The organism is Xanthomonas sp. 3793 (assembly GCF_024806835.1).
In the GTDB taxonomy this organism is placed as follows: domain Bacteria; phylum Pseudomonadota; class Gammaproteobacteria; order Xanthomonadales; family Xanthomonadaceae; genus Xanthomonas; species Xanthomonas arboricola_F.
On sequence record NZ_JANTYU010000004.1, the window covers coordinates 679700 to 701478 of the forward strand.

At 64.9% G+C, this 21779-nt stretch carries 20 protein-coding genes; 12 read left to right on the top strand and 8 right to left on the bottom strand.

Going from position 1 to position 21779, the window contains the following annotated elements:
- Nucleotides 1-272 precede the first annotated feature (272 nt).
- From FHY18_RS16490 to FHY18_RS16505, 4 genes are all read right to left on the bottom strand, one after another.
- A complete protein-coding gene (locus FHY18_RS16490; RefSeq protein ID WP_259156891.1) occupies nt 273-1628 on the bottom strand; it encodes a peptidoglycan-binding domain-containing protein in 1356 nt (451 codons plus the stop codon).
- Nucleotides 1629-1684: 56 nt separating this feature from the next.
- Nucleotides 1685-2233, bottom strand: coding sequence for a lysozyme inhibitor LprI family protein (locus FHY18_RS16495; protein ID WP_259156892.1), 549 nt, complete (start codon nt 2231-2233; stop codon nt 1685-1687).
- Nucleotides 2234-2341: 108 nt separating this feature from the next.
- On the bottom strand, nt 2342-3259 hold the full coding sequence (locus FHY18_RS16500; protein WP_259156893.1) for a hypothetical protein: 918 nt from the start codon (nt 3257-3259) through the stop codon (nt 2342-2344).
- Between the two features lie 186 nt (nt 3260-3445).
- Nucleotides 3446-4246 carry an N-acetylmuramoyl-L-alanine amidase gene (locus FHY18_RS16505; protein WP_259156894.1) on the bottom strand — a complete coding sequence of 267 codons (801 nt, stop codon included), beginning with the start codon at nt 4244-4246 and terminating at the stop codon, nt 3446-3448.
- Nucleotides 4247-4730: 484 nt separating this feature from the next.
- On the opposite strand from FHY18_RS16505, the gene FHY18_RS16510 reads away from it, so the two are divergent.
- The 6 genes from FHY18_RS16510 to FHY18_RS16535 all read left to right on the top strand — a co-directional run bounded on the left by FHY18_RS16510 (nt 4731) and on the right by FHY18_RS16535 (nt 10698).
- Nucleotides 4731-6137 (top strand): SH3 domain-containing protein, encoded by a 1407-nt coding sequence (locus tag FHY18_RS16510; RefSeq protein ID WP_259156895.1) that lies wholly within the window; start codon nt 4731-4733, stop codon nt 6135-6137.
- Nucleotides 6134-7231 carry a dipeptide epimerase gene (locus FHY18_RS16515; RefSeq protein WP_259156896.1) on the top strand — a complete coding sequence of 366 codons (1098 nt, stop codon included), beginning with the start codon at nt 6134-6136 and terminating at the stop codon, nt 7229-7231. The genes FHY18_RS16510 and FHY18_RS16515 overlap by 4 nt, the downstream gene beginning before the upstream one ends.
- 301 nt (nt 7232-7532) lie before the next feature.
- Nucleotides 7533-8309 (top strand): L,D-transpeptidase family protein, encoded by a 777-nt coding sequence (locus FHY18_RS16520; protein WP_259156897.1) that lies wholly within the window; start codon nt 7533-7535, stop codon nt 8307-8309.
- Complete coding sequence (locus FHY18_RS16525) at nt 8306-9613, top strand: APC family permease (protein ID WP_259156898.1); 1308 nt, start codon at nt 8306-8308, stop codon at nt 9611-9613. Before FHY18_RS16520 ends, FHY18_RS16525 begins: the two co-directional genes overlap by 4 nt.
- A gap of 86 nt (nt 9614-9699) precedes the next feature.
- Nucleotides 9700-10197: a hypothetical protein gene (locus tag FHY18_RS16530; protein WP_259156899.1), complete on the top strand. Its 498-nt coding sequence runs from the start codon at nt 9700-9702 to the stop codon at nt 10195-10197.
- 168 nt (nt 10198-10365) lie between these two features.
- A complete protein-coding gene (locus FHY18_RS16535; protein WP_259156900.1) occupies nt 10366-10698 on the top strand; it encodes a hypothetical protein in 333 nt (110 codons plus the stop codon).
- Nucleotides 10699-10752: 54 nt separating this feature from the next.
- Here FHY18_RS16535 and yiaA read toward each other — a convergent pair whose 3' ends face one another.
- The gene (gene yiaA / locus FHY18_RS16540; RefSeq protein ID WP_259156901.1) at nt 10753-11187 is read right to left on the bottom strand and encodes an inner membrane protein YiaA; all 435 of its coding nucleotides are present in this window, start codon (nt 11185-11187) and stop codon (nt 10753-10755) included.
- Nucleotides 11188-11369: 182 nt separating this feature from the next.
- Between yiaA and FHY18_RS16545 the strand changes: the two genes are divergently transcribed.
- The gene (locus FHY18_RS16545; RefSeq protein ID WP_259156902.1) at nt 11370-12548 is read left to right on the top strand and encodes a PQQ-dependent sugar dehydrogenase; all 1179 of its coding nucleotides are present in this window, start codon (nt 11370-11372) and stop codon (nt 12546-12548) included.
- A 431-nt stretch (nt 12549-12979) separates the two neighbouring features.
- On the opposite strand, the gene FHY18_RS16550 is transcribed toward FHY18_RS16545, so the two are convergent.
- The 3 genes from FHY18_RS16550 to tsaD form a co-directional block, all read right to left on the bottom strand.
- Nucleotides 12980-15151: a glycoside hydrolase family 3 N-terminal domain-containing protein gene (locus FHY18_RS16550; RefSeq protein ID WP_259156903.1), complete on the bottom strand. Its 2172-nt coding sequence runs from the start codon at nt 15149-15151 to the stop codon at nt 12980-12982.
- A gap of 213 nt (nt 15152-15364) precedes the next feature.
- Nucleotides 15365-15721 carry a dihydroneopterin aldolase gene (folB, locus tag FHY18_RS16555; protein WP_259156904.1) on the bottom strand — a complete coding sequence of 119 codons (357 nt, stop codon included), beginning with the start codon at nt 15719-15721 and terminating at the stop codon, nt 15365-15367.
- An 81-nt stretch (nt 15722-15802) separates the two neighbouring features.
- The gene (gene tsaD / locus FHY18_RS16560; protein WP_259156905.1) at nt 15803-16870 is read right to left on the bottom strand and encodes a tRNA (adenosine(37)-N6)-threonylcarbamoyltransferase complex transferase subunit TsaD; all 1068 of its coding nucleotides are present in this window, start codon (nt 16868-16870) and stop codon (nt 15803-15805) included.
- 278 nt (nt 16871-17148) lie between these two features.
- Between tsaD and rpsU the strand changes: the two genes are divergently transcribed.
- The 5 genes from rpsU (at nt 17149) to FHY18_RS16585 (ending at nt 21775) form a co-directional block, all read left to right on the top strand.
- Entirely contained in the window at nt 17149-17364 is a 216-nt protein-coding gene (gene rpsU / locus FHY18_RS16565; protein ID WP_002808376.1) for a 30S ribosomal protein S21, read from the top strand.
- A 240-nt stretch (nt 17365-17604) separates the two neighbouring features.
- Nucleotides 17605-18051 carry a GatB/YqeY domain-containing protein gene (locus tag FHY18_RS16570; protein ID WP_126946494.1) on the top strand — a complete coding sequence of 149 codons (447 nt, stop codon included), beginning with the start codon at nt 17605-17607 and terminating at the stop codon, nt 18049-18051.
- Between the two features lie 350 nt (nt 18052-18401).
- Nucleotides 18402-19445, top strand: a complete 1044-nt coding sequence (locus FHY18_RS16575) for a YihY/virulence factor BrkB family protein (protein WP_259156930.1) — start codon at nt 18402-18404, stop codon at nt 19443-19445.
- 84 nt (nt 19446-19529) lie between these two features.
- The gene (gene dnaG, locus FHY18_RS16580) at nt 19530-21278 is read left to right on the top strand and encodes a DNA primase (protein WP_259156931.1); all 1749 of its coding nucleotides are present in this window, start codon (nt 19530-19532) and stop codon (nt 21276-21278) included.
- On the top strand, nt 21278-21775 hold the full coding sequence (locus tag FHY18_RS16585) for a sulfur transferase domain-containing protein (protein WP_259156932.1): 498 nt from the start codon (nt 21278-21280) through the stop codon (nt 21773-21775). The genes dnaG and FHY18_RS16585 overlap by 1 nt, the downstream gene beginning before the upstream one ends.
- Nucleotides 21776-21779 lie beyond the last annotated feature (4 nt).

Below are 21779 nucleotides of genomic sequence, written 5' to 3' on the forward strand. Positions count from 1 at the left end.
AATTGGGAATTGGGAATTGGAATTGGGAATTCCCGATGCTGAGCTCGAGTCGGATATCTCGCATTGCTCGAATGCGTCACTAGCATTTCTGACAATGGCCATGTCGCAGAGACGCATGCATCAAACAACGCTTCGCACACTGCAACTGCAAGGGGCACCGCCGCATTTGCACGACAGCCATAGCCTGACGCGATCGCGCGTGCAGCAGTGCAATCTGCAACGGCTCACAGATACCGGCCGCGCCCGGTGAAGCACGGCCGGTATCCCGGCGTTTACCGCGACGGGGCAGCTTGCGTTGCCGCCTGGGTCCGCTGCTCATCCTGACTTTGCCGCTGCGTCTCGGACGCCAGTTGCTGCTGGCTTTGCTGCAGCGGCACGGTTGCGGCCTGATGCCTGTCCACGTATGCACGATTGACGTCCAGGGGATTGTTCGGATTGCGCTGTACCGCAATCAGACCCTTGCCGTCGGTGCTTGCCACCAGGTCATCGATTCGCGACATGCCGCTGACCTTGGCTTCGAACGCCACCTGGCCGGCCGCCCGCTGCATCTCATCGCGATTCTTGAAGCCACCGTTGGGGCCGTGCTTCTCCAGCTGGGTCACCGCCTGGTCAAACAACGGATCGGCACGGCGAAGCTGATCGACGCCTTGTTGACGTTGCACTGCTCCATTGATCGATGCAAGCGTCTCTGAACCGGCTTTGCCATCGACACTTTTCAATCCGCTATCCCTCTGGTACTTCTCGACTGCGGCCTCTGTCTTGGGCCCATAGGTACCAATGGCGTCCTTGGCTTCCATATAGCCAAGCGACGCAAGCTTGTCTTGAAGTTCTTTCACCGCTGGACCGTGCTCATGCCGCTTCAATATCCCGCCATCTTGGGCATGCAAATCGGACGGAGCCTTATCGGCTGGCGCTTTATCCCGACTGGACGGTGTAGCCTCTGACTGCGTCACCGTCTTGTCCAGGTCAGCCAACTTGACCAAATCCGCCTTTTCGTTTTCTGCGCGGTTTTTCAATGAATCCAGCGTCTTCTGCTTTTCCACCCGCGGGAAGAGTTCCTTGACGTGCGCCGCCTTGTAGTCCTGGACGGCACTGACAATCTCCTTGTCCGAAAGCTTGGAAACGTCGTAGCCCTTACCGAATTTTTCTTCGAGTCCTTTAAGGAAGACGCCAGATCCGCCCGGCCGCTTATCGCTGCCGGGACCATACTGGACGGCAGTGCTCCAGAGCGCGTCCTGTACAGCCGGACCGCGACTCGTCAAATCCAGCCCCTTGCCTTCCAGTCGATCCACAAGCTTGTCGTAATGGGTGCGCTTGATGTAGTCGTGCTGCTCTTGTGCGAAAGATGTGTCGGTCTTTGCCAATTCTTTCCACTTGGCACTGAAGTCGGCAGAGCCGGGGGTCAGCCCGGCGAAATCGTCTGCATACTTACTGCTTTTCACAAAGGCCGCAACGGTTCCGCCAACGATCACCGCCCCTTCCTTGGTCTTGACCTGAGAGGTCATCTGATACGAACCATAGGAGACGCCACCAGGATCGTCGATACCTGACGACACGGTACTCGCGCCCCGGCCGCCTGTTTCATAGTGCTTCGAAGTTTGCCCTAATTCCCAATCCTTGCCGCTCATCGCCTTATCTCCCTGACATGGAAATTACCAATAGAATTGACCGGCAACTTCACGGCTCAGCGCGACTCCAGCTGCGCAGCCCGTTCCGCTGTCATTTCAAGGCGGCACTGCGCTGCATCCACGATGCCCGCCTGTCCGCTATCGGGATCGTATAAACATTTCTCGTCGCGATCTGCGATCCACTGACGCTGCTGGTCGCGCAGCTTGCTCTTGTCCTCATCACCAAGCCGCTCGATCAAGGCCTTATAGACCTTGTTGAGTTTTTCATCCTGGTACGCATGTTCGGCCGCAATACAGTCCTGCATTGCGGGAGTCGCACCTGCAGCAGCAGTAATACAGTCATCATAAGAAGGGCGTAGCACGGGGGAATCTCCTGTTGATGGTGAGGGTGTGGACTTCTGAGCTTGGCCAGCGGACGAGCTGGATGTTGGTTGTTCTGAGGTAGCCCTGGACTCCATGCCGTCCGCTGAGGTCTCCGACGCATCAGTGGTCGCGGCAGCGGAGTCGAGGGATTGATCGGCCGACTGCGATTGCCCGCCACAGGCAGCGGTCAGCACGCACAGCGTCATCACAGACAAAAGGGGCAGAGTTTTGAGAGCTGGCATCGTTGAGACTGTTCCTTGAGAGGGATGGAGACTGACGCAAAGCACTTGAACGCCTAGCGCCACGCAACGGGAAATGAGTAAAAAAGCACGAAGGTGCTCGAATAGTGCTCACTGATCCAGCGGCGGGGTGTACTGCTGCCTGGAAGCATCGAAGGTGTAGGTCACCGTATCGGAGGCGTCCAGGACACGGACCTTGCCTGGACCGGAGACGGCGGTGCCTTTCATGACAACCCGCAGTGTCGGCATCGAACCGGTCTTGCCCGGCTCAAAGCTCAGCGTTCCAGCGCTGGAGGCGCATTTCATCGTCCCGCTGTCGTCGCACGCTGCGCTGTTGTCGCCACCGGTCACAACGGTACCCAGGTAAACCCAGCCCTTGTAATCGCCCAGGTCGTTTTTGTTCGGATCGAAGCTGAAGATGGCAAAGCCCAGGCTGCTGACGCCGGGTGCAAACCGTTTGGTGGGCACCGCCAGAAGCAGGTGACCGTCCTTGGTTTCCGTACTTTGCGGCTCGCGCTTTTCATCGAGCGGATCGGCGTTTTCACTTGCGCCGAAATCGCCAGCCCACTGCTGCGCGTGAAACAGTGTCCATGCCGACTTGCCAGCAACGTCGTCGAGCACATACGTCGCCTGGCTGATGGCGACGCCAACGCCGGGGTCTGGGCCGTCGCGTTCCTCTGCCTTGCCATACGTTCCCGGCCCGGCATTGGCGAAGCCGGTGTAATAGTGCTTGCCGCCCAAGTCGAAGCGATAGCCATACCAGAAGGCGGCCAGCGCACCGTTATCGACGGTATAGGACGCTGACCCATCGCCCTTCATTCCATAAATGTCATTCAGCACCTGCCCCGGGGCCGGTACGTCGGCGACGATCTGCCGGGGCTGCGCCGCGGGCGGTGCCGCCGGCGTTGCGGGTGTCGTCTCGGTGGGCGCCGGCGGCGCGCCGGCCTGCCCGGTGTCGATGGCCTTATCCGAGCAACCAGCAAGGACTAGCATCGCTGCCGCCCACAGCGCTGTCTTCCCGAGATTCATCACGCGACAGCCTTCCATTCTTGACAGCCTTCCATTCTTGTCAGGAGAAAATCCTATCAAGAATGCGATGCAGGTCCAGTGGATTGACCGAAAGCACCTCAGTCCAGGAAGGCAGCGCCCCCCCCTCCCACACAGAACGCGGCCCGCACTGCCGCCGATTGAACCCGCTCAACGCGATGCACCGTGTCACTTGGCTCGGAGCGCGCCCGGAGTAAGCGGCACAGCCGGCGAATTCGGTGGTCGTGTCAACGCATGCAATATCCGCAGATCCTCGGCATCCAGCGTAGTGGCGCTGTTGCCGCGATAGTGGTGATGGAAGGCCTGCAGCGTGGCGGCGGGGTCGTCGAGGCTGTAGCCCAGCAGGGCCAGCGCCTGCCAGGGATCGAAATCCGCCGGTGCGGGTGGCGTATCGGGTACGGGCCAGCGGCCGAAGCCAGCATCGGCCAGGCGTTTCCACGGGAATAGCGGCCCCGGGTCGTTCTTGCGTGCAGGAGCGACGTCTTCATGACCGACGATCTGGGTGCGCGGGATGCGCAAGCGCGTGCACAGGTCTTCCAGCAATACCAGCAGGCTGTCGATCTGCGCTGGTGCGAACGGTTCGCTGCCGTCGTTGTCCAGCTCAATGCCGATCGAGGCTGAATTGATATCGGTGATGGTGCCCCAGCGGCCGGCACCGCCATGCCAGGCGCGCTGCGCATCGCTGACCAACTGGTAGCGCTGCCCATCCTCGCCGATCAGGTAATGCGCACTGACGCGGCCGCCGCTGTTGCGCCCACGCAACGTGCTCAGGCTCTGCTGCACCGAGTTCTGGTCGGTGAAGTGCAGCACGATCAGGATCGGCCGCCGCGCGTCGTAATTGGGCGACGGCACCCACTGCGCAAGCGGGTTGCGTTGCGGCGCGTGCGCGCAGGCACCCAGCGACAGCGCGGCCATGCAGACCATGGCCCGCAGCCAGGCCAATGAACACGGATGGGGAGTAGGCGGCATCGGATTTCTTTTGAAGGCACTCAGAGCGGCTGACTCCATCTGGCGAATCGACGCCAGCGCGATGCGGATGCTGACGGCTGCAGTGTACGAGAGCAGACGCCGACACCGGGTCACGGCCACGGCCGCTGACGGTAACTGCGGTGGCTTGTGACCGGTCGCAGGTGGTTCGCCGCGTGAACGGGCTCCGGCGAGTCTGCCTGGCTGCAGACCATGCGGATGGCAAAGCGACGCTCCCACCTTGGCCCCAACGCGATCTCCGCAGCAACGCCCCATCGATCGAAGCACCCCATGGCGGCAGCACGTCATCAGACCACCGCAAATCGCATGCCTGCGGAGGAGCGATCACCGCTTGCGGTCTGCGCACCCCGAGGCGTCCCGCGTACACTCATCATCACGCTTGCAGCGGCAAGGAGGTGAAGGTCGGCGCGCCGTGCTTCCCTCCACGCTGCATTGCAGACCCACATGCACTCACTCCGAGATGTTCATGCCCTTGTCGCGCCGCCTGCTGACGTTGCTGTTGATGGCACTTGCGCTGCCCGGTAGCGCAGCGCCCGGCAGCACTTCAGCTTCACCTGTGGCCCCCTTTGCGGTCAGCCAGGCGCAACTGACAGCGGACTACTGGATCCAGCGCAGCGGCAATGCACGGTTGCCGCGTTTGAACGCGGCACAGATCGCCGCCTTCAATGCCCGCCTGTTGCGCGACGATGCGTCCATGCACGATCTGTCGCAGCTGCCCGAGGTCATGCCCGGCGACGCGGTACGTGCGCGAATTCAAGCACTGTCGGCGCCGCCGACGCGTGCGCTCTACGGCGCCGATGGACATGTCATCGACCCAGTGCGCCTGTCGGAGTTGCGCCGCACGCTGGCATTGGATGCGCTCCCCGCAACGGTGGCAGTGCAGTTTGCGCTGGTGGTCCAGCGTGCGGCATTGCGCACCTTCCCCACCACCCAGCGCGTATTCACCAGTCCCGACGATCTCGATATCGACCGCTTTCAGGAGTCGGCCCTGTACCCAGGCACGCCGGTCGCGGTGCTGCACACCAGTGCCGATGGTGCTTGGCGGTTCGTGCTTGCAGCCAATTATGCAGCGTGGATCGCTGCCGACCGGATCGCTGAAGGCAGCCGCGAGCAGGTGTTGCGGTACGCACAACGCGGTCCACGCATGCTGGTGACCGGTGCCCGCGTGCAGACTGCATACACCCCGGAGCTACCCGCCGTCTCGGCACTGTCGCTGGACATGGGCACCAGCCTGCCCCTGGATGTCGACTGGCCATCGCAGCAGCCGGTCAACGGACAACTTCCACTGGCTGCCCACGTGGTGCAACTGCCGCTACGCGATGTCGATGGTCGCTTGCAGCTGGTGCCGGCCCTGGTCCCGCGCGGCGCGGATGTGCACGCCGGTCCCTTGCCGGCAACCGATGCCGCGTTGCTGCGGCAGGCCTTCAAGTTCCTCGGCGAACGCTATGGCTGGGGCAACGATTACGATGCACGCGATTGCAGCGGTTTTGTGCTGGATATCTACCGCAGCCTGGGGATTGCGCTGCCACGCAATACCGGCGATCAGGCACGCAGCCCGGCTTTGCGCACGGTTGCGTTCGATGCACGCGCACCGCAGCCGCAACGTCTGCAGCAGCTGGCGCAGCTGCGTATCGGCGACCTGATCTATATCCCTGGCCACGTGATGCTGGTGATCGGGCATGAGCGTGGCGCGCCCTGGGTGATCCACGATGTCGCCGGCGCCAACTATCGCGCTGCCGATGGCAGCGTGCAGCGTGCGCGCCTGAACGGCGTCTCGGTGACGCCGCTGTTGCCGTTGCTGACCACCGATGGCACGCCCTTCGTCGATCGCATCACCCGCATCCAGCGCATCGCGCCAATTGGCTCCCCATGAAGATCACCGGCTTCCGCCTTGGCATGCTGCGCGTGCCGTTGAAAACTCCGTTCAAGACCGCGGTACGCACCGTGCAGGCGATCGAGGACGTGGTGGTGCTGCTGCAAACCGATAGCGGCCATATCGGTTATGGCGCCGCGCCGGCCACCGCGCCGATCACCGGCGATACGCACGGCAGCATCATCGCCGCGATCGGTCACTGCATCGCACCGCGGTTGATCGGCCAGGACGTGGCTGACCTCAATCGACTGTGCGGGCTGGTGCAACATGCGCTGGAACGCAATACCAGCGCCAAGGCCGCAGTGGAGATCGCACTCTACGATCTGTGGGCGCAGACCTTCGGCGCGCCGCTCTATCAGCTGCTTGGGGGCGGCACCCCGCGCATCACCACTGACCTCACCATCAGTGCCGATACCATCGACATCATGGTGGCGCAGGCGCAGTCGGCATTGGGGCGCGGCTATCGGTCGCTGAAGATCAAAGTGGGTAAGGACAGCGCGTCGGATGTCGAACGCGTCAAGGCGATCCACGCAGCCGTCGATGGGCGTGCATCGCTGCGCCTGGATGCCAACCAGGGCTGGACACCCAAACAGGCCGTGCGCAGCATGCGCATGCTGGAAGACGCCGGCATCGTGCTGGAATTGCTCGAACAGCCGGTCAAGGCCGCCGATATCGATGGCCTGGCCTTCGTCACCGCGCGCATCGACACCCCGGTGATGGCCGACGAAAGCGTGTTCTCGCCAATACAGGTGATCGACATCATTCAGCGCCGCGCGGCCGACATCGTCAACATCAAGCTGATGAAGACCGGCGGCCTGTCCAATGCCATCCGCATCGCCGATATCGCAGCGCTGTACGGCGTACCGTGCATGATCGGGTGCATGATCGAATCCAGCATCAGCGTCGCCGCCGCCGTGCATCTGGCGGTGGCCAAGGCCGACAGCATCACCCTGGCCGACCTGGATGCACCGGCGTTGGGGCAGTTCGATCCTACCGAGGGCGGCGTGCAGTTCGATGAGGCGCAGATCCATATCGATGATTCGCCAGGCCTGGGCATCCGCCGCATCCGCGGGTTGGAACTGCTGCCCGACTGACCTGGCCATCGCAGGCGGCATATCGGGCGTCAAGCGACGGAGCGCTCGACTGGGACGCAGGCATGCCCTCGCCGCCTGCCTGCGTGATCCGCACGGCAAAAAACCATGCACGCAACGATGGCGATTCCAGGGCATCGCCATGGCCCGCACATGCAGTCGTCATCGCCATGCGCCACACACCCGCATTGCTGGGTACAGTAGGCCTGCCCGCCCCGATGCCATCGGGTGCGGCACGCGTGTCGTCGTCCGCACAGAGACACCGCATTCCTCACCAGCTCGTCCCTTGCCGTCCGGAGTCCGCATGCGCCTTGCCATCCTGTTGCGATCCACCCTGCTGCTGGCGCTCGCACTGTGCAGCAGCGGCGTCCAAGCAGGCGAGCCGATCCAGGCGCTGCGGCAGGCACGGGCGTTGATCGTGGTGACCACACCGGACTGGAACAGCACCCAGGCACGACTGCAGACCTTTGCGCGTGTGGATGGCACATGGGTACCGGCCGCACCCGGATTTGCCGTGGCACTCGGCCGTCACGGCAGCGCCTGGGGCGAAGGTCTGCACCCGGCACAGTCGCAAGGTCCGCACAAACGCGAAGGCGATGGCCGCAGTCCGGCCGGGGTGTTCGCCATCGGCCCGGCATTTGGGTATTCCACCAGCATCGACAGCGCCATGCCGTATCAGGCGATGAGCGCCACGCATTACTGCATGGATGTGCCCAGCTCGCCGCTGTACAACCGCATCGTCGATGCCGCGCAGGTCGGTGAAGCGGCGGTGGCCGGCTCCACCGAGCCTATGCGCCTGGATCTGCGCCATCCCGGCGATGCGCGCTACCGCGAAGGTTTCGTCATCGCGCATAACCCCAACAACATCGCCGGGCGCGGCAGCTGCATCTTTGCGCATCTGTGGCGCACGCCGGGGCAGTTCACCGCTGGCTGCACGGCGATGGAGCCTGCCGACATGCAGCGTCTGCTGGCGTGGTTGAAACCTGCCGACAAGCCGCTATTCGTGTTGTTGCCGCGTGCCGACTATGCGCGCCTGCAAGCGCAATGGCAGCTGCCCGAGCTGGGCGAGGCCGCCCCATGAGCACGCCAACGCCGCCGCCCGATAGCACCGGCCTGATGCGTGTCGTCAGCCGCTGGCAGATCGTCGGCTTGTCGATCAACGATGTCATCGGCAGCGGCATCTATCTCTTGCCTGCGGCCACCGCTGCACTGCTGGGGCCGATGAGCCTGTGGGCGGTGATGCTGGCCGGGCTGGCAGTGGCCTTGCTGGTGCTGTGTTACGCGCAGGCAGCAAGTTATTTCGACACGCCCGGCGGCAGTTATCTCTACACGCGCGAGGCGTTTGGCCCGTTTGTCGGGTTCCAGATCGGCTGGATGATCTGGCTCACCCGCATCAGCTCGGCGGCGGCCTTGAGCAACGGCCTGGCCGATGCGGTGGCGCGGTTCTGGCCCACCGCCTCCACCGATGCCTGGGCGCGTACCTTGGTGGTGGTCGGCTCGCTGGGTGTGCTGACCGCGATCAACGTGATCGGCGTGAAGTCGGCCGCGCGTACCGGCATCGCGCTGGTGATCGGCAAACTGGTGCCGTTGCTGTTGTTCGTGGCGATCGGGCTGTTCTATGTGGACTGGTCGTGGGCGTTTGCCGGCACGTCCCCGGACCTGCGCGACCTGGGCAATCTCGGCGAAGCCGCACTGCTGCTGCTGTTTGCATACGCGGGTTTCGAGAACATTCCCGCAGCTGCCGGCGAATACCGCAATCCGCGCCGCGACGTGCCATTTGCGCTCATCACCATGATCGTGACGGTGACCTTGATCTATGCCGCGGTGCAGGTTGTCGCACAAGGCACGCTGCCCAATCTCGCGGCCTCGCCGACACCGTTGGCGGATGCAGCCAGCGGCTTCGGCGGCGAAGCGCTGGCGCTGATTCTCACCGTGGGCGCCACCATTTCCATCCTGGGCACGACCAGCAACACGGTGATGCTCGGGCCGCGCTTTTTGTTTGCGCTTGCGCAGGACGGTTACGGGCCGGCGTTTCTGGCGCGCGTGCATCCGCGTTTTCATACCCCCGCAGCAGCGGTGCTCACCCAGGGCGTGTTGTCGCTGGCGCTCGCATTGTCGGGTTCGTTCACCCAGCTGGCGCTGCTGTCGATGGTCACGCGCCTGTTCGCCTACATCGGCACGGCGGCGGCGGTGATCGTGCTGGCACGCCGCTATCGGCAACGCACCGATACGTTGCGGTTGCCGGGAGGCCCGCTTATTCCCATCGCGGCCTTGCTGCTGTCGCTCGGCTTGCTGGCCAGCGCCAGCTGGCAGAATCTGGCCGCGGCAGGCGTGGCATTGCTGGTGGGCTGGGCGTTTTACCTGTTTCCGCGCGGGCCGGTGTAGCGGCTTCGCAACGCGCTCGCGCCGCGCTCACGCACCTCTAACCGGGTACGCCCAACGCTGCGCCCTCACCTGCATGGGAGCTTGCGATGAAACTGCGCCGCGTCTACAGCACACCCGATCTTGCAAGCGCGCAACGCGTGCTGCAGGCCGCGCGCAGCGCCGGCATCGACAATGAGGCGTTGTCGCTGATCGCACGCTCGGATATCGAACTGCACGATGTGCCGGACGAGCGCAAGGATGCCAAGACCGATTTCGTGCCCGCCGCAGCGCGCGGTGCAGCCACCGGTGGCGCAGCCGGGTTGGTGGCAGGCCTGGTGGCAGTGGCGGTACCGCCGATCGGCCTGACCCTGGCTGGCGTGGGCGTGATGGCCCTGGCCGGCGCCCTGGTGGGCAGCTGGTCGTCGGCCCTGGTCGGCGCCACCGTGCCCGACCCGGTACGGCGTCAGTTCGAAGACGAAATCGAGGCCGGCCGCGTCCTGGTCGTCATCGATGCCGACGAACAGGCGCTGCAGGCGGCGGAGTCGTCAGTCGCCGCCGCTGGCGCCAAATCGCTGCCATACCAGTCAGCCTCGGCAGCGGTATGAAACGCATGGGCTGCGGGTGCGCGCAGCACACCTGTTCCCGATCGCCGAGCGATATGCAACTGCAACTGCACTTGCGGCGGGTCTTGACCCAACCATCACCTCGCGTGCCGCGCTGTTAACACCTCGCTGCTTAGCTTGGTTCGCACATTCGCAACGACGGAGACGAGCATGAACGTGCCGTACCAGATCCCGGGCCGCGCACCGGACGAGGACCGCAGCCAAAACGTATCCAATTACTGGCGTGAGCGTTTCACCGAAGAGCCGTACTACACCGAAGGCGACCGTTACGAAGATTACGAAGGCGCCTATCTCGTAGGACATGAAGCACGCATCCGCGAGAATGCACGTGCCTACGATCAGGTCGAGGCCGAATTGCATCGCGACTGGGAAGCCAAGCGCGGCACCGATGGCCTGAGCTGGAGCAAGGCGCGCCACGCCGTCAAGCGCGCGTGGGAAAACGCCACCGATTTCGTCTCTGGCGACAGCAAATCCAAGCCGTAACCAACAACGCCACCGTCACGGTGGCGTTGTCGTCTCAGTGCCAGTGCCTGTCAGTCAGTCCAATGGCGGCGGCGCGACGCGCGAGGTGTATGCAGTCGTATCCGCTTCCATCGCATCGCGGGTGTTCTTCTGCACGGCCACTGCGCCAAACAGGCTCAATGCATACGCCATTGCATAAAAGCCTTTTTCGCTCAGCAGCAAGGTGGCGTTGAACAAGCCGATTGCCAGCAGCACCAGCGCGATAATCAGCGAAAACCAGCAGATGGCGTAGTAAAGGCCTGTCACCGGGATTCCATCCGCGCGGTCACGCACGCTCTTCTGCAACGACACCGATGCGAACAGGCCAAACAACAGCAGCGTGAAGTAATAGCCCTTCTCGTTGAGCAACATCTGCGCGTTCCATAGACCGATCAAATACGCAGCGCCGCCCGCCAGCAAAGCGGCCCACGACGCGGCGATAAAGGCAAACGAGGTTTTTTGCGTGGCCATGGAAACTCCTTTTCATGGTGAAACTGCATGATGAAACAACGATGTGAGACGCGGCCGGCCTGCGGAGAGTGACCTGCGACAAGGGCGGCCCCGGTAGCGTCGTGTAAGGTACTTGAAAACCCGACGCGGAACACGTTGCGGGAGGGCTGCAGCGCGACCGTGCCCATCCCCTGGAGGACCTCATGTCTATCCGTCGTCTGCTCGCCCTGGCCTGTTCGGCCACCCTGTTCACCACCGGTGCCGCCCTGGCCGCACCTGCGGCCGCTCCCGCGGCCTCCATCCCCAAGGCGCAATGGCCCTTTCAGGCCGCCACCGTCGCCGACTTCGACGAGCCCTGGGCAATGACTTTCCTGCCCGACGGTACGCTGCTGGTCAGCGAAAAGCGCGGCGCGCTGATGCGTCTGGACCCCAAGACCCAGCGCAAGAGCGCGGTGACCGGTGTTCCGGCAGTCGCTTACGGTGGCCAGGGTGGGTTTGGCGATGTCCTGGCCCATCCGCGCTTTGCCAAGAACGGCCTGGTCTATGTGAGCTACGCCGAACCCGGCCAGGGCGACACCCGCGGCGCGGCAGTCGCGCGCGCCAAGCTCACGCTGGATGCCACCGGAGGCGGCACCTTGTCCGAGCTCAAGGTTATCTGGCGTCAGACCCCCAAGGTCTCCGGCAATGGCCACTTCGGCCATCGGCTCGCGTTTGGCCCGGACGGCAAGCTGTGGATCACCTCCAGCGAGCGCCAGAAGTTCGATCCGGCGCAGGACATGAAAGCCAATCTCGGCAAGTTGATCCGTCTCAACGACGACGGCAGCGTGCCGGCCGACAACCCGTTCGCCGCGCAAGGTGGCGTGGCCGCGCAGGTGTGGTCGCTGGGTCATCGCAACATCCTGGGTATTGCGTTCGACGGCAAGGGCCGGTTGTGGGAGCACGAAATGGGCCCGGCAGGCGGCGATGAGCTCAACCTGATCCAGCGCGGCGCCAATTATGGCTACCCGATCGTTTCCAACGGCGATCACTACGACGGCAGGCCGATTCCCGACCACAACACGCGCCCGGAATTTGCCGCCCCCAAGATCAGCTGGACGCCGGTGATCTCGCCGGCGGGTTTTGTGATCTACAACGGCACGCAATTCCCGGCGTGGCGCGGCCAGGGCTTCATCGGCGGCCTGTCGTCGATGGCGCTGGTGCAGGTCTCGCTGGGCGATCAGCCACGCGAAGTTGCCCGGTACGACATGGGCGCACGCATCCGCGAAGTGGAGCAAGGCCCCGATGGCGCGCTGTGGCTGCTGGAAGACGAGGCCAGCGGCAGCACCGGCCGTCTGCTCAAGCTCACGCCCAAGAGCAAGGCCGCGGTGGAAAACGACGCGTGAGCGGCGCGATCTAGGCCATTGCCGGCACTGTCTGCGCGTCTCGATGCGCAGACAGTGCCGGAGGCATAGGGGGACGCGCTCTGTCTTGCATCACCATGTGCATCCCATGCCGGCGATTTTCTCTGGCCGGCGCTTCGCACTCAGCACGGGCACGATCTATTGCTGGCAGCGGAGGCCGGTGCGCTGTCGCGCATATCCGCCTGCAGCAATGATGGCATCAAAACGATGGCATCAAGGTGCGCGTGCACCGATGTCGGCACGCACCTGCGCTGCGGCAGCAGGCAAGGCCCGCTCACCCTGCCACCTCACGCGACAACGGCCCTGCCATCACAAGCGGCAGCCAGCGGCGTCTTGATCAGGTCTTGCACGTGATCGCATCGCAGACGACGACCTATCGCCGCGATGGTGCTCCACCGTCTTGGCCAGCGCACTCAGACGCCAAGCAACTCGAACGTCGCCGCTTCGCCACTCTTGGCCGATGCACACACCCATAGGTCGAACAGACCAGGCTCGGCACCGAACACGCCCTTCGGATTGGTAAACGCCAGCGCCTCGCGCGTCAGCGTGAACACCACATCCATGTGCTGGCCGGGCTGCAACAAGACCTTGCGGAACCCCTTGAGTTCGCGCACCGGACGCACCCGGCTTGCCACGCGATCGTGCAGATACAACTGCACCACTTCTTCGCCGGCAACGGTTCCGGTATTGGTCACGCGCGTGGTGATGGTCAGCGTGTCGTCCCAGCCAAGTTGCGCGGCGCTCAATTGCGGCTGCGCATAGGCGAACGTGGTGTAGCTCAGACCGTGCCCGAACGGATACAGCGGCTCGTTGGGCATTTCGCGCCAGCGCGCCTTGTATTCGGACAACGTCGGCAGCTCGGGACGGCCGGTGCGCAGATGATTGTAGAAGTACGGCTGCTGCCCGGTGACCTGCGGAAAGCTGATCGGCAGGCGCGCGGACGGGTTGTAATCGCCGAACAGCACATCGGCAACACCGGTACCGGTCTGAGTCCCCAGATACCAGGTCACCGCAATCGCCTGCGCATCGCGCACGGCGCCATGCAGCGCCAGCGCGCGACCGTTACGCAGCAGCACCACGATGGGCGTGCCGGTGGCGGCAACCGCTTCGGCCAGCGCCTGCTGCGCAGGCGGCAAGGTAATCTCGGTGCGCGACTGCGCTTCGCCACTGAAACGCTGCGGCTCGCCGAGCGCCAGCACCACCACGTCGGCAGCCTGCGCGGCATCGATGGCCGCGGAAATACCGCCCGGCAGCGCCTCTTCCAGGCCACAGCCCTGCACAACGCTCAGATAGTCGGAGCCGACCACGGCGCGCACGCCCTGCTCCAGGGTCACGTAGCGCGCCTTGTCGCCGAACAACGTCCAGCACCCTTCGATGTTCTCGCGGTCCTGCACGAACGGGCCGATCAGCGCGATCCGCTGACCGCTCTTGCGCAGCGGCAGCACCGCGCCGTCGTTCTTCAGCAACACGATCGAACGCCGCGCCGCATCGCGCGACAATGCATCGTGTGCAGGCAGGTGGGCGTTATCGGCTTCGCGCGCCGGGTCCAGCGAGCGATACGGGTTGTCGAACAGGCCGATCGCCTCCTTCAGCTGCAGGATGCGACGCACGCTGGCATCCAGCGTGGCCATCGGCACCTCGCCGCTTTCCACCAGCGACGGCAGATGCGCGGCATAGAAGCCGCTCTGCATGCTCAGGTCCAGGCCAGCCAGGAAGGCCTTCTTGGTCGCATCGCGCTCGTCGGCCGCGTAGCCGTGCGCGATCAACTCCATGTCGGCGGTGTAGTCGGAAATCACCACGCCGGGGAATTGCCATTCGCCGCGCAGGATCTGCGTCAGCAATTCGTGATTGGCACTGGCCGGCACGCCGTTGATGTCGTTGAACGAGGACATCACGCTCAATGCGCCGGCATCGAAGGCGGCCTTGAACGGCGGCAGATGCACATCGCGCAAGGTCTGCGGCGCGATGTCCACGGTGTTGTACTCCATGCCCGCGGCCACTGCGCCGTAGGCGGCGAAGTGCTTGGGGGTGGCCAGCAACGCGTCGTCGGCCTTCAGATCGCTGCCCTGGAAGCCACGCACGCGCGCGGCGGCAAACGCCGCGCCCAGCACCACGTCTTCGCCGGCGCCCTCGGCGCCACGGCCCCAGCGCTGGTCGCGGGCGATGTCCACGGCCGGTGCGTAGGTCCAGTGCAGGCCGGCGGCGGTGGCCTCGATCGCGGTGGCGCGCGCGGTGCGCTCGGCCAGCTCCGGCTCGAAGCTGGCCGCTTCGCCCAGCGGGATCGGGAACACCGTGCGCATGCCATGGATCACGTCGGCCGCCAGGATCACCGGGATGCCCAGGCGGCTCTCTTCCACCGCCACCTTCTGGATCTGCACACCCAACGCGGCGCCCACGCCGTTGAACAGCGAGCCGACCCGGCCTTCGCGCACCTGCTGCAGCACCTCGTCGGCATTGCGCACGTTGGCTTCGGGATTCACGTCCGGTGCGAACGGCCGCACCATGTCGGCGAACACACCCAATTGGCCGACCTTCTCTTCGACGGTCATCCGGGCAATCAGGGTTTCGATGCGATCAGCAGCCATGAGATCCTTGAGAAAACGTTTACATGGCCGTCAATTCTAGCCTGACGCGACCGCGAGGGGGCAAGTGTCGGGAGATGGAATTCGAGATTCGGGGTTTGTAGAGTCCGGTTGAAACGCGCGTTGGTGGTGTGGATCTGTAGGTGGTTGTGGATCGCTGGGCCAGCGCCGGTCGGATCTCCGGGGCTGGCCCATGGCCGCAGCGGACGGCGGCCTTCAGCCCGTCCGCTCACGCTCGATGATCACCCCCACCGCCTGCGCGCCGCGCACCGCGCCAGGCTTGCTCAGCTTCAACCGCAGCCAGTGCACGCCGAACTCGTCCAGCACGATCGCCGCGCAGCGCTCGGCCAGGGTTTCGACCAGCCCGAAGTCCGAGGCCTGCACGAACTCGATCAACCGCTTGCTCACCGCCTTGTAGTTCAAGGTATCGGCAATGTCGTCGCTGGCGGCCGGAATGCGGTTGTCGAAGCCCATCTCCAGATCGAACCGCAGCGTCTGGCGAATCCGCCGCTCCCAGTCGTAGATGCCGATCAGCGCATCGATTTCCAGGCCTTCGATAAAAACTTTGTCCATTGGGAGCCGTGATTGGGGATTCGGGAGTGGGGATTCGGGATTGGCAAGAGCGCGACAGACAGCAGGTAGAGGGACCAGCTTCTACGAACCCCCAATCCCCACTCCCGAATCCCGCGCCGCCGCCTCCAGCGGCGGCAGCGCAGCCATATCCCAGCGCGGCGTTACATGCACCGCCGCGTCGGCGCGTTCGCCGGCTTCCAGCCGCAGCGCGCCGGCGAAGGCGATCATTGCGCCGTTATCGGTGCACAGGGCCGGTCGCGGGAAGCACACCCGGCCGCCCCGACGCTGCGCGGCCTCGTGCAGCTGCGCGCGCAAGCGCTTGTTGGCGCCCACCCCGCCGGCCACGACCAGCGTGTTGCAGCCGGCCGCATCCAGCGCGCGCAGACATTTGATCGCCAGCGTCTCCACCACCGCATCCTCGAAGCCGCGCGCGATGTCCGCCCGCGTGGTGTCGGACTGGTCGCTGGCGCGCCACGCCAGCAGCACCTGGGTCTTGAGCCCGCTGAAACTGAAATCCAGGCCCGGCCGGTCGGTCATCGGCCGCGCGAACTTGTAGCGTCCCGGCGTGCCGGTTTCGGCCAGCGCCGCCAGCTGCGGGCCGCCCGGATACGGCAGGCCCATCATCTTGGCGGTCTTGTCGAAGGCCTCGCCTGCCGCATCGTCCAGGGTCTCGCCGAGCACGGCGTACTCGCCCAGGGCCTTCACCGACACCAACTGGGTGTGGCCGCCGGAGACCAGCAGCGCCACGAACGGCGGCTGCGGCGGGTCGTCTTCCATCAGCGGCGCCAATAGATGGCCTTCCATGTGGTGCACCCCGATCGCCGGCACGTCCAGTGCCCAGGCCAGCGACCGCGCCACACCGGCACCGACAAGCAGCGCGCCGACCAGGCCCGGGCCAGCGGTATAGGCCACTCCGTCGAGTTCGTCGATACCCAAACCGGCCTCGCCCAGGGTCTGGCGGATCAGCGGCAACAGCTTGCGTACGTGGTCGCGGCTGGCCAGTTCCGGCACTACCCCGCCGTACTCGGCATGCAGCGCGATCTGGCTATAGACCGCATGGGCACGCAGCGCCGGCGCCCCGGACAAGGCGGTGTCGTAGACCGCTACGCCAGTCTCATCGCACGATGATTCGATCCCAAGGACTTTCACGGCAGCTCGGCAGGGAGAACAGGCGCCTATTTTCGCAGCTTTTGTACTGCGCAGATGCGCCGTCGGCGATATGCTGCGCGCCCGCATCCGCAGCGCCGGATCGGGCGCAAACGCACGCTCTGACGGGCTTGTCGAGGTAAATATCGGCAAGGGCTTGCAGGCCGCCTGCAAGTCGTTATAATGCGCGGCTCGCCGGGGCAACCCGGAAATTCCGTCACGCGAGTCCGCTCGCACCCGCCCGGGGCTCCCGGACGGAAATCCCATTATCTGGAGAACCCATGCCCAGCGTTAAAGTCCGCGAGAACGAGCCCTTCGAATTTGCGCTCCGCCGTTTCAAGCGCACCTGCGAAAAGGCCGGCGTGCTGGCCGAAACCCGCAAGCGCGAGTTCTATGAAAAGCCGACCCAGGAGCGTAAGCGCAAGGCTGCCGCTGCTGTGAAGCGTCAGTTGCGTCGTTCCTCGCGCGACGTCACCAAGCGCCAGCGCTTGTACTGATCGAACGCGGTTCTTGCCGGTGGGTCTGCGCTGTAGGCGCGGCCCATCGAAGAGAGCCCAAGAGCCGGCACGCGCAAGCGTCGCCGGCTTTTTGTATTGGTCCGCCGACCGGATCGAACGACCTGTTGGGCGATGCGACGCCGCCGGCTCCCGCCGCGCATCGCCATCCCGTCCATTCAGCCGATGCACGTTGCCACCGCAGCGCGCCGGCCTCCCCACTATGTAACCAGGAGTTACCGCATGCCCCTCAAGCAGCAGCTTACCGATGACATGAAGGCCGCCATGAAGTCCGGCGACAAGCACAGCCTGGGCGTGATCCGGCTGATCAACGCCGCGATCAAGCAGAAGGAAGTGGACGAGCGCATCGAGATGGACGATGCCGCGGTGATCGCCGTGCTCGACAAGATGGTCAAGCAGCGCAAGGACTCGGTCACCCAGTACGAGGCCGCCGCACGCGAGGACCTGGCGCAGATCGAGCGCGAGGAGATCGTGGTGATCGAGCGCTACCTGCCGGCCAAGATGGGCGAAGCCGAGATCGTCGCCGCCATCCAGGCTGCCATCGCGCAGACCGGCGCCAGCAGCCCGGCCGATATCGGCAAGCTGATGGGCGCGCTCAAGCCCAAGCTGGCCGGTCAGGCCGACATGGGCCTGGTCTCGACCCTGGTCAAGCAGCACCTGGCAGGCTGATCGGTCCGCCCTGCCCTGCACCAAACGCCAGGGCACTGCGGGCAGCGGGGGTGCATGACTGCAGTGCGTCGGTGAGTCGTCATCGGCGCCGCCTTCGTTGTAGATGCTGGGCGGTTTGTGTCGCCGGAGTGCGTGCTGATGCCTCGGTGCAAGGCCGCCGTACGCAAGACCTTCAACGACGCTTGCACGCCGACGACGCGCCCCCTTGTCCAAGGGCGCGAGACAGCGGCCGCATCGCGCACTGCCCAGGCGCAGTGTCCGCCGATTGACAGATGCACAGAGCGCCGCACGCACGCGCTTTCACCCCTCCTTCGATTTGGCCCTGCTAGAACGGGTACGCCAGCGCAGGCGTGGGCAAGGTCTTCCCGCATACCGACCTTGCTGCGACCCTCCTGCGCGCACAACGGTATGCGCCAAGGATGTTCCCGACGGTGACGACGCTTTCAACCGCCTATCTGCATAAGCACGTGAGCCGTCTGCAGCGCAGCGTGCCGATGGCGCTGCTGAACCGCTTTATCGAAATCGACGTCATGACGCAGGCTGCGTCGTTGTCGTTTTACGCACTCTTGTCGCTGGCACCGCTGCTGGTCCTGCTGTTATGGCTGACGGCCTCGCTGTATCCGCCTGCGCAGGACGCGTTGGTGCAGCAGGTTGCACAACTGGCGGGCGGCAGCGCTGCCGAAGTCGCCCAGACCATCATTCGCAACGCCACCGATCAGCCCGGCGTTGGCTCGCTGGCAGGCTTGTGGAGCACGCTGCTGCTGTTCATCGGCGCCACGGCGGTGTTTGCGCAGCTGCAGAACGCCTTGAACCTGATTTTTCGCACCGACAAGCAACGCCTGGACGGGTTGATGGCGTGGCTGAAGAAGCGCGTGTTCTCGTTCGGCGTGATCCTGGCGCTGGGCTTTTTGCTGATCGTGTCGATGATCGCCACCACTGCGTTGCAGGTGGTGTTTGCGCGCCTGCCGTCGGTGCTGCCGGCCGTGGGCTATGTCACCACGCTGGCCCTGTATTCGCTGGCGTTTGCATTCCTGTATCGCTATCTGCCCGACCGCACCGTGGATTGGCGCCAGGCGTTTCTGGGTGGCGTCATCACCGCGCTGTTGTTTGCGCTGGGCCGCTATGCCATTGGCGTGTACATCGCCACCGCCGCGCCCGGCAGCGCATACGGTTCGATGGGCACGTTGGTCATTCTGCTGGTATGGATGTACTACGCCTCGGTCGTGTTCTTCGTCGGTGCATTGATCACCGCGGTGATCGACGAACGGGTGCGCTCGCACCGCAAGTTGCGCGAGGCCGGCGTGGATCCGGAGCACCCGCCGGTGCTCGCGCCGGCAGCCGATGCGCCGGCCGCTTCGGCAGCCCCGCAGCCGCCGTCCCCGCCACACAGCTGAGCGTGAGCTGATGCGGACATCGGCAACCCAGGCGCGCGCCCTCTAAAGCAGGGCGGTCGCCGGCCGCTGCGATATCCTAGCGGGATGGCCCGCATCCCCGACGCATTCATCGACGAACTGCTCGCACGTACCGACATCGTCGAGGTGGTGGGCGGCCGCGTGCCGCTCAAGCGCCAGGGCAAGGAATACTCGGCACGTTGCCCGTTCCACGACGAGCGCTCGGCCTCGTTCACGGTATCGCCAACCAAACAGTTCTACCACTGCTTCGGCTGCGGCGCGCACGGCACCGCGATCAGCTTCCTGATGAATTACGACCGCCTCGAGTTTCTCGATGCGGTCGACGAGCTGGCCAAGCGCGCCGGCATGGAGATCCCGCGCGATACCCAGCAGCGTACGCCGCAGCAACAGGACGACAGCCGCGAGCTGTATTCGGCACTGGAAGCGGCCACCAAGTTCTTCCAGCGTCAGCTCGAAGGCAGCGCGCGCGCGGTCGAGTATCTGGATGGACGCGGCGTGGATGCGGAGAACCGTGCGCGTTTCCAGATCGGCTATGCGCCCGATGGCTACAGCGCATTGAAGGACACCCTGGGTACCGATGCCCGCCGCATGAGCGTGCTCGAACGCGCCGGGCTGTTTTCCAAGAACGATCGCGGCCACGTCTACGACAAGTTCCGCGACCGGGTGATGTTTCCGATCTTCGATCGCCGTGGCCGGGTGATCGCCTTCGGCGGTCGCATCATGGGTGCGCCGGCCGATGGCCGCGACCCGGGGCCGAAGTACCTCAATTCGCCGGAAACCGCGCTGTTCCACAAGGGCCGCGAGTTGTACGGCCTGTGGCAGGTGCGCCAGGCCAATCAGAAGATCGAGCGGCTGATCGTGGTCGAGGGCTACATGGACGTGGTCTCGCTGTTCCAGTTCGGCGTGACCCAGGCGGTGGCCACGCTGGGCACCGCCACCACGCCCGAGCATGCCGAACTGCTGTTCCGCAATGCGCCGGATGTGTACTTCTGCTTCGATGGCGACAACGCCGGGCGCAAGGCAGGCTGGCGCGCGCTCGAATCGGTGCTGCCGCGCATGAAGGATGGCCGCCAGGCGTTCTTCCTGTTCCTGCCCGATGGCGAGGATCCCGACACCATCGTGCGCAAGGAAGGCGCGCAGGCCTTCGATCAACGCCTGAAGCAGGCAACGCCGCTGTCGCAGTTCTTTTTCGACGAGATGTCGCGCGAGATCAACCTGCACACACTGGACGGCAAGGCGCGCCTGGCCGAGCGTGCCAAGCCGATGCTGGCGCAGATTCCCGAGGGCGCGTTCGGCGATCTGATGAAGCAGGAGCTGGCGCGCATGACCGGCGTGGGCGCGAGCACGGCCGCGCCACAGTTCTCGCCAAAGGCACGGCCGCCCGCGCGCATGGGTGCACCCACGCAGAAACGCAGTCTGGTGCGCGCATCGATCGCCATCCTGTTGCAACAACCCTCGCTGGCGATGAGCCTGGAAGGCGACCACGATTTTTCCGGCCTGCGCCTGCCCGGTATCGAGTTGTTGATGGAGCTGCTGGCGCTGGTGAGGCAACGGCCGGAAATCAGCACCGGCGCGCTGCTGGAGCACTTCGCCGAGCGCGAGGAACTGGTCGCGCTGCAGAAGCTGGCCGCACAGGAGCTTCCCGGCGACGAGCATAGCTGGGCGATCGAGCTGCACGACGTCGTCGCCCAACTCGACAAGCAATTGCTGCGTCAGCGCGTGGAAGAACTGCAGGCCAAACAGCGCGCGCAGGGCCTGGACAACACCGACAAATACGAAATGCGCGAGTTGCTCAAGGCGCTCGCAGCGTTGTGATGCACCACCGCCTGCGCCATGCGGCTTGGTGCGCAGCGCTGCTCAGCGGCGCTGCGCTGGCGCAGGCAAGGCCCGCAGCCACGGCCCGCGATCTGCTCAGTTCCGGCCAGCCCACGCCGGCGCACCTGCGCGATGCCGCGGCCCAGGGCGTCACCACCGTGATCGATCTGCGTGCCCCGGACGAGCCACGCGGCTACGACGAGATCGCAGCCACCCACGCACTGGGCCTGCGCTATGTCCGCCTGCCGATCCGCAATGCCGATGCACTCACGCCGGAGACCGTCCGCACGTTGCAGCGGGTGCTCGATCAACAGCAGCGCGGCGCGGTATTACTGCACTGCGCCACCGGCAATCGGGCGGGCGCGCTGCTGGCCCTGCTCGCCGCACGCGAGGGGGCCAGCAGCGAACAGGCCTTGCAGGTCGGACGCGATGCCGGCATGCAGCCGTCGCTGGAAGCGGCGGTGCGCAAGCAACTAGGTGTCCAACCGCAGCGCTGAGAGG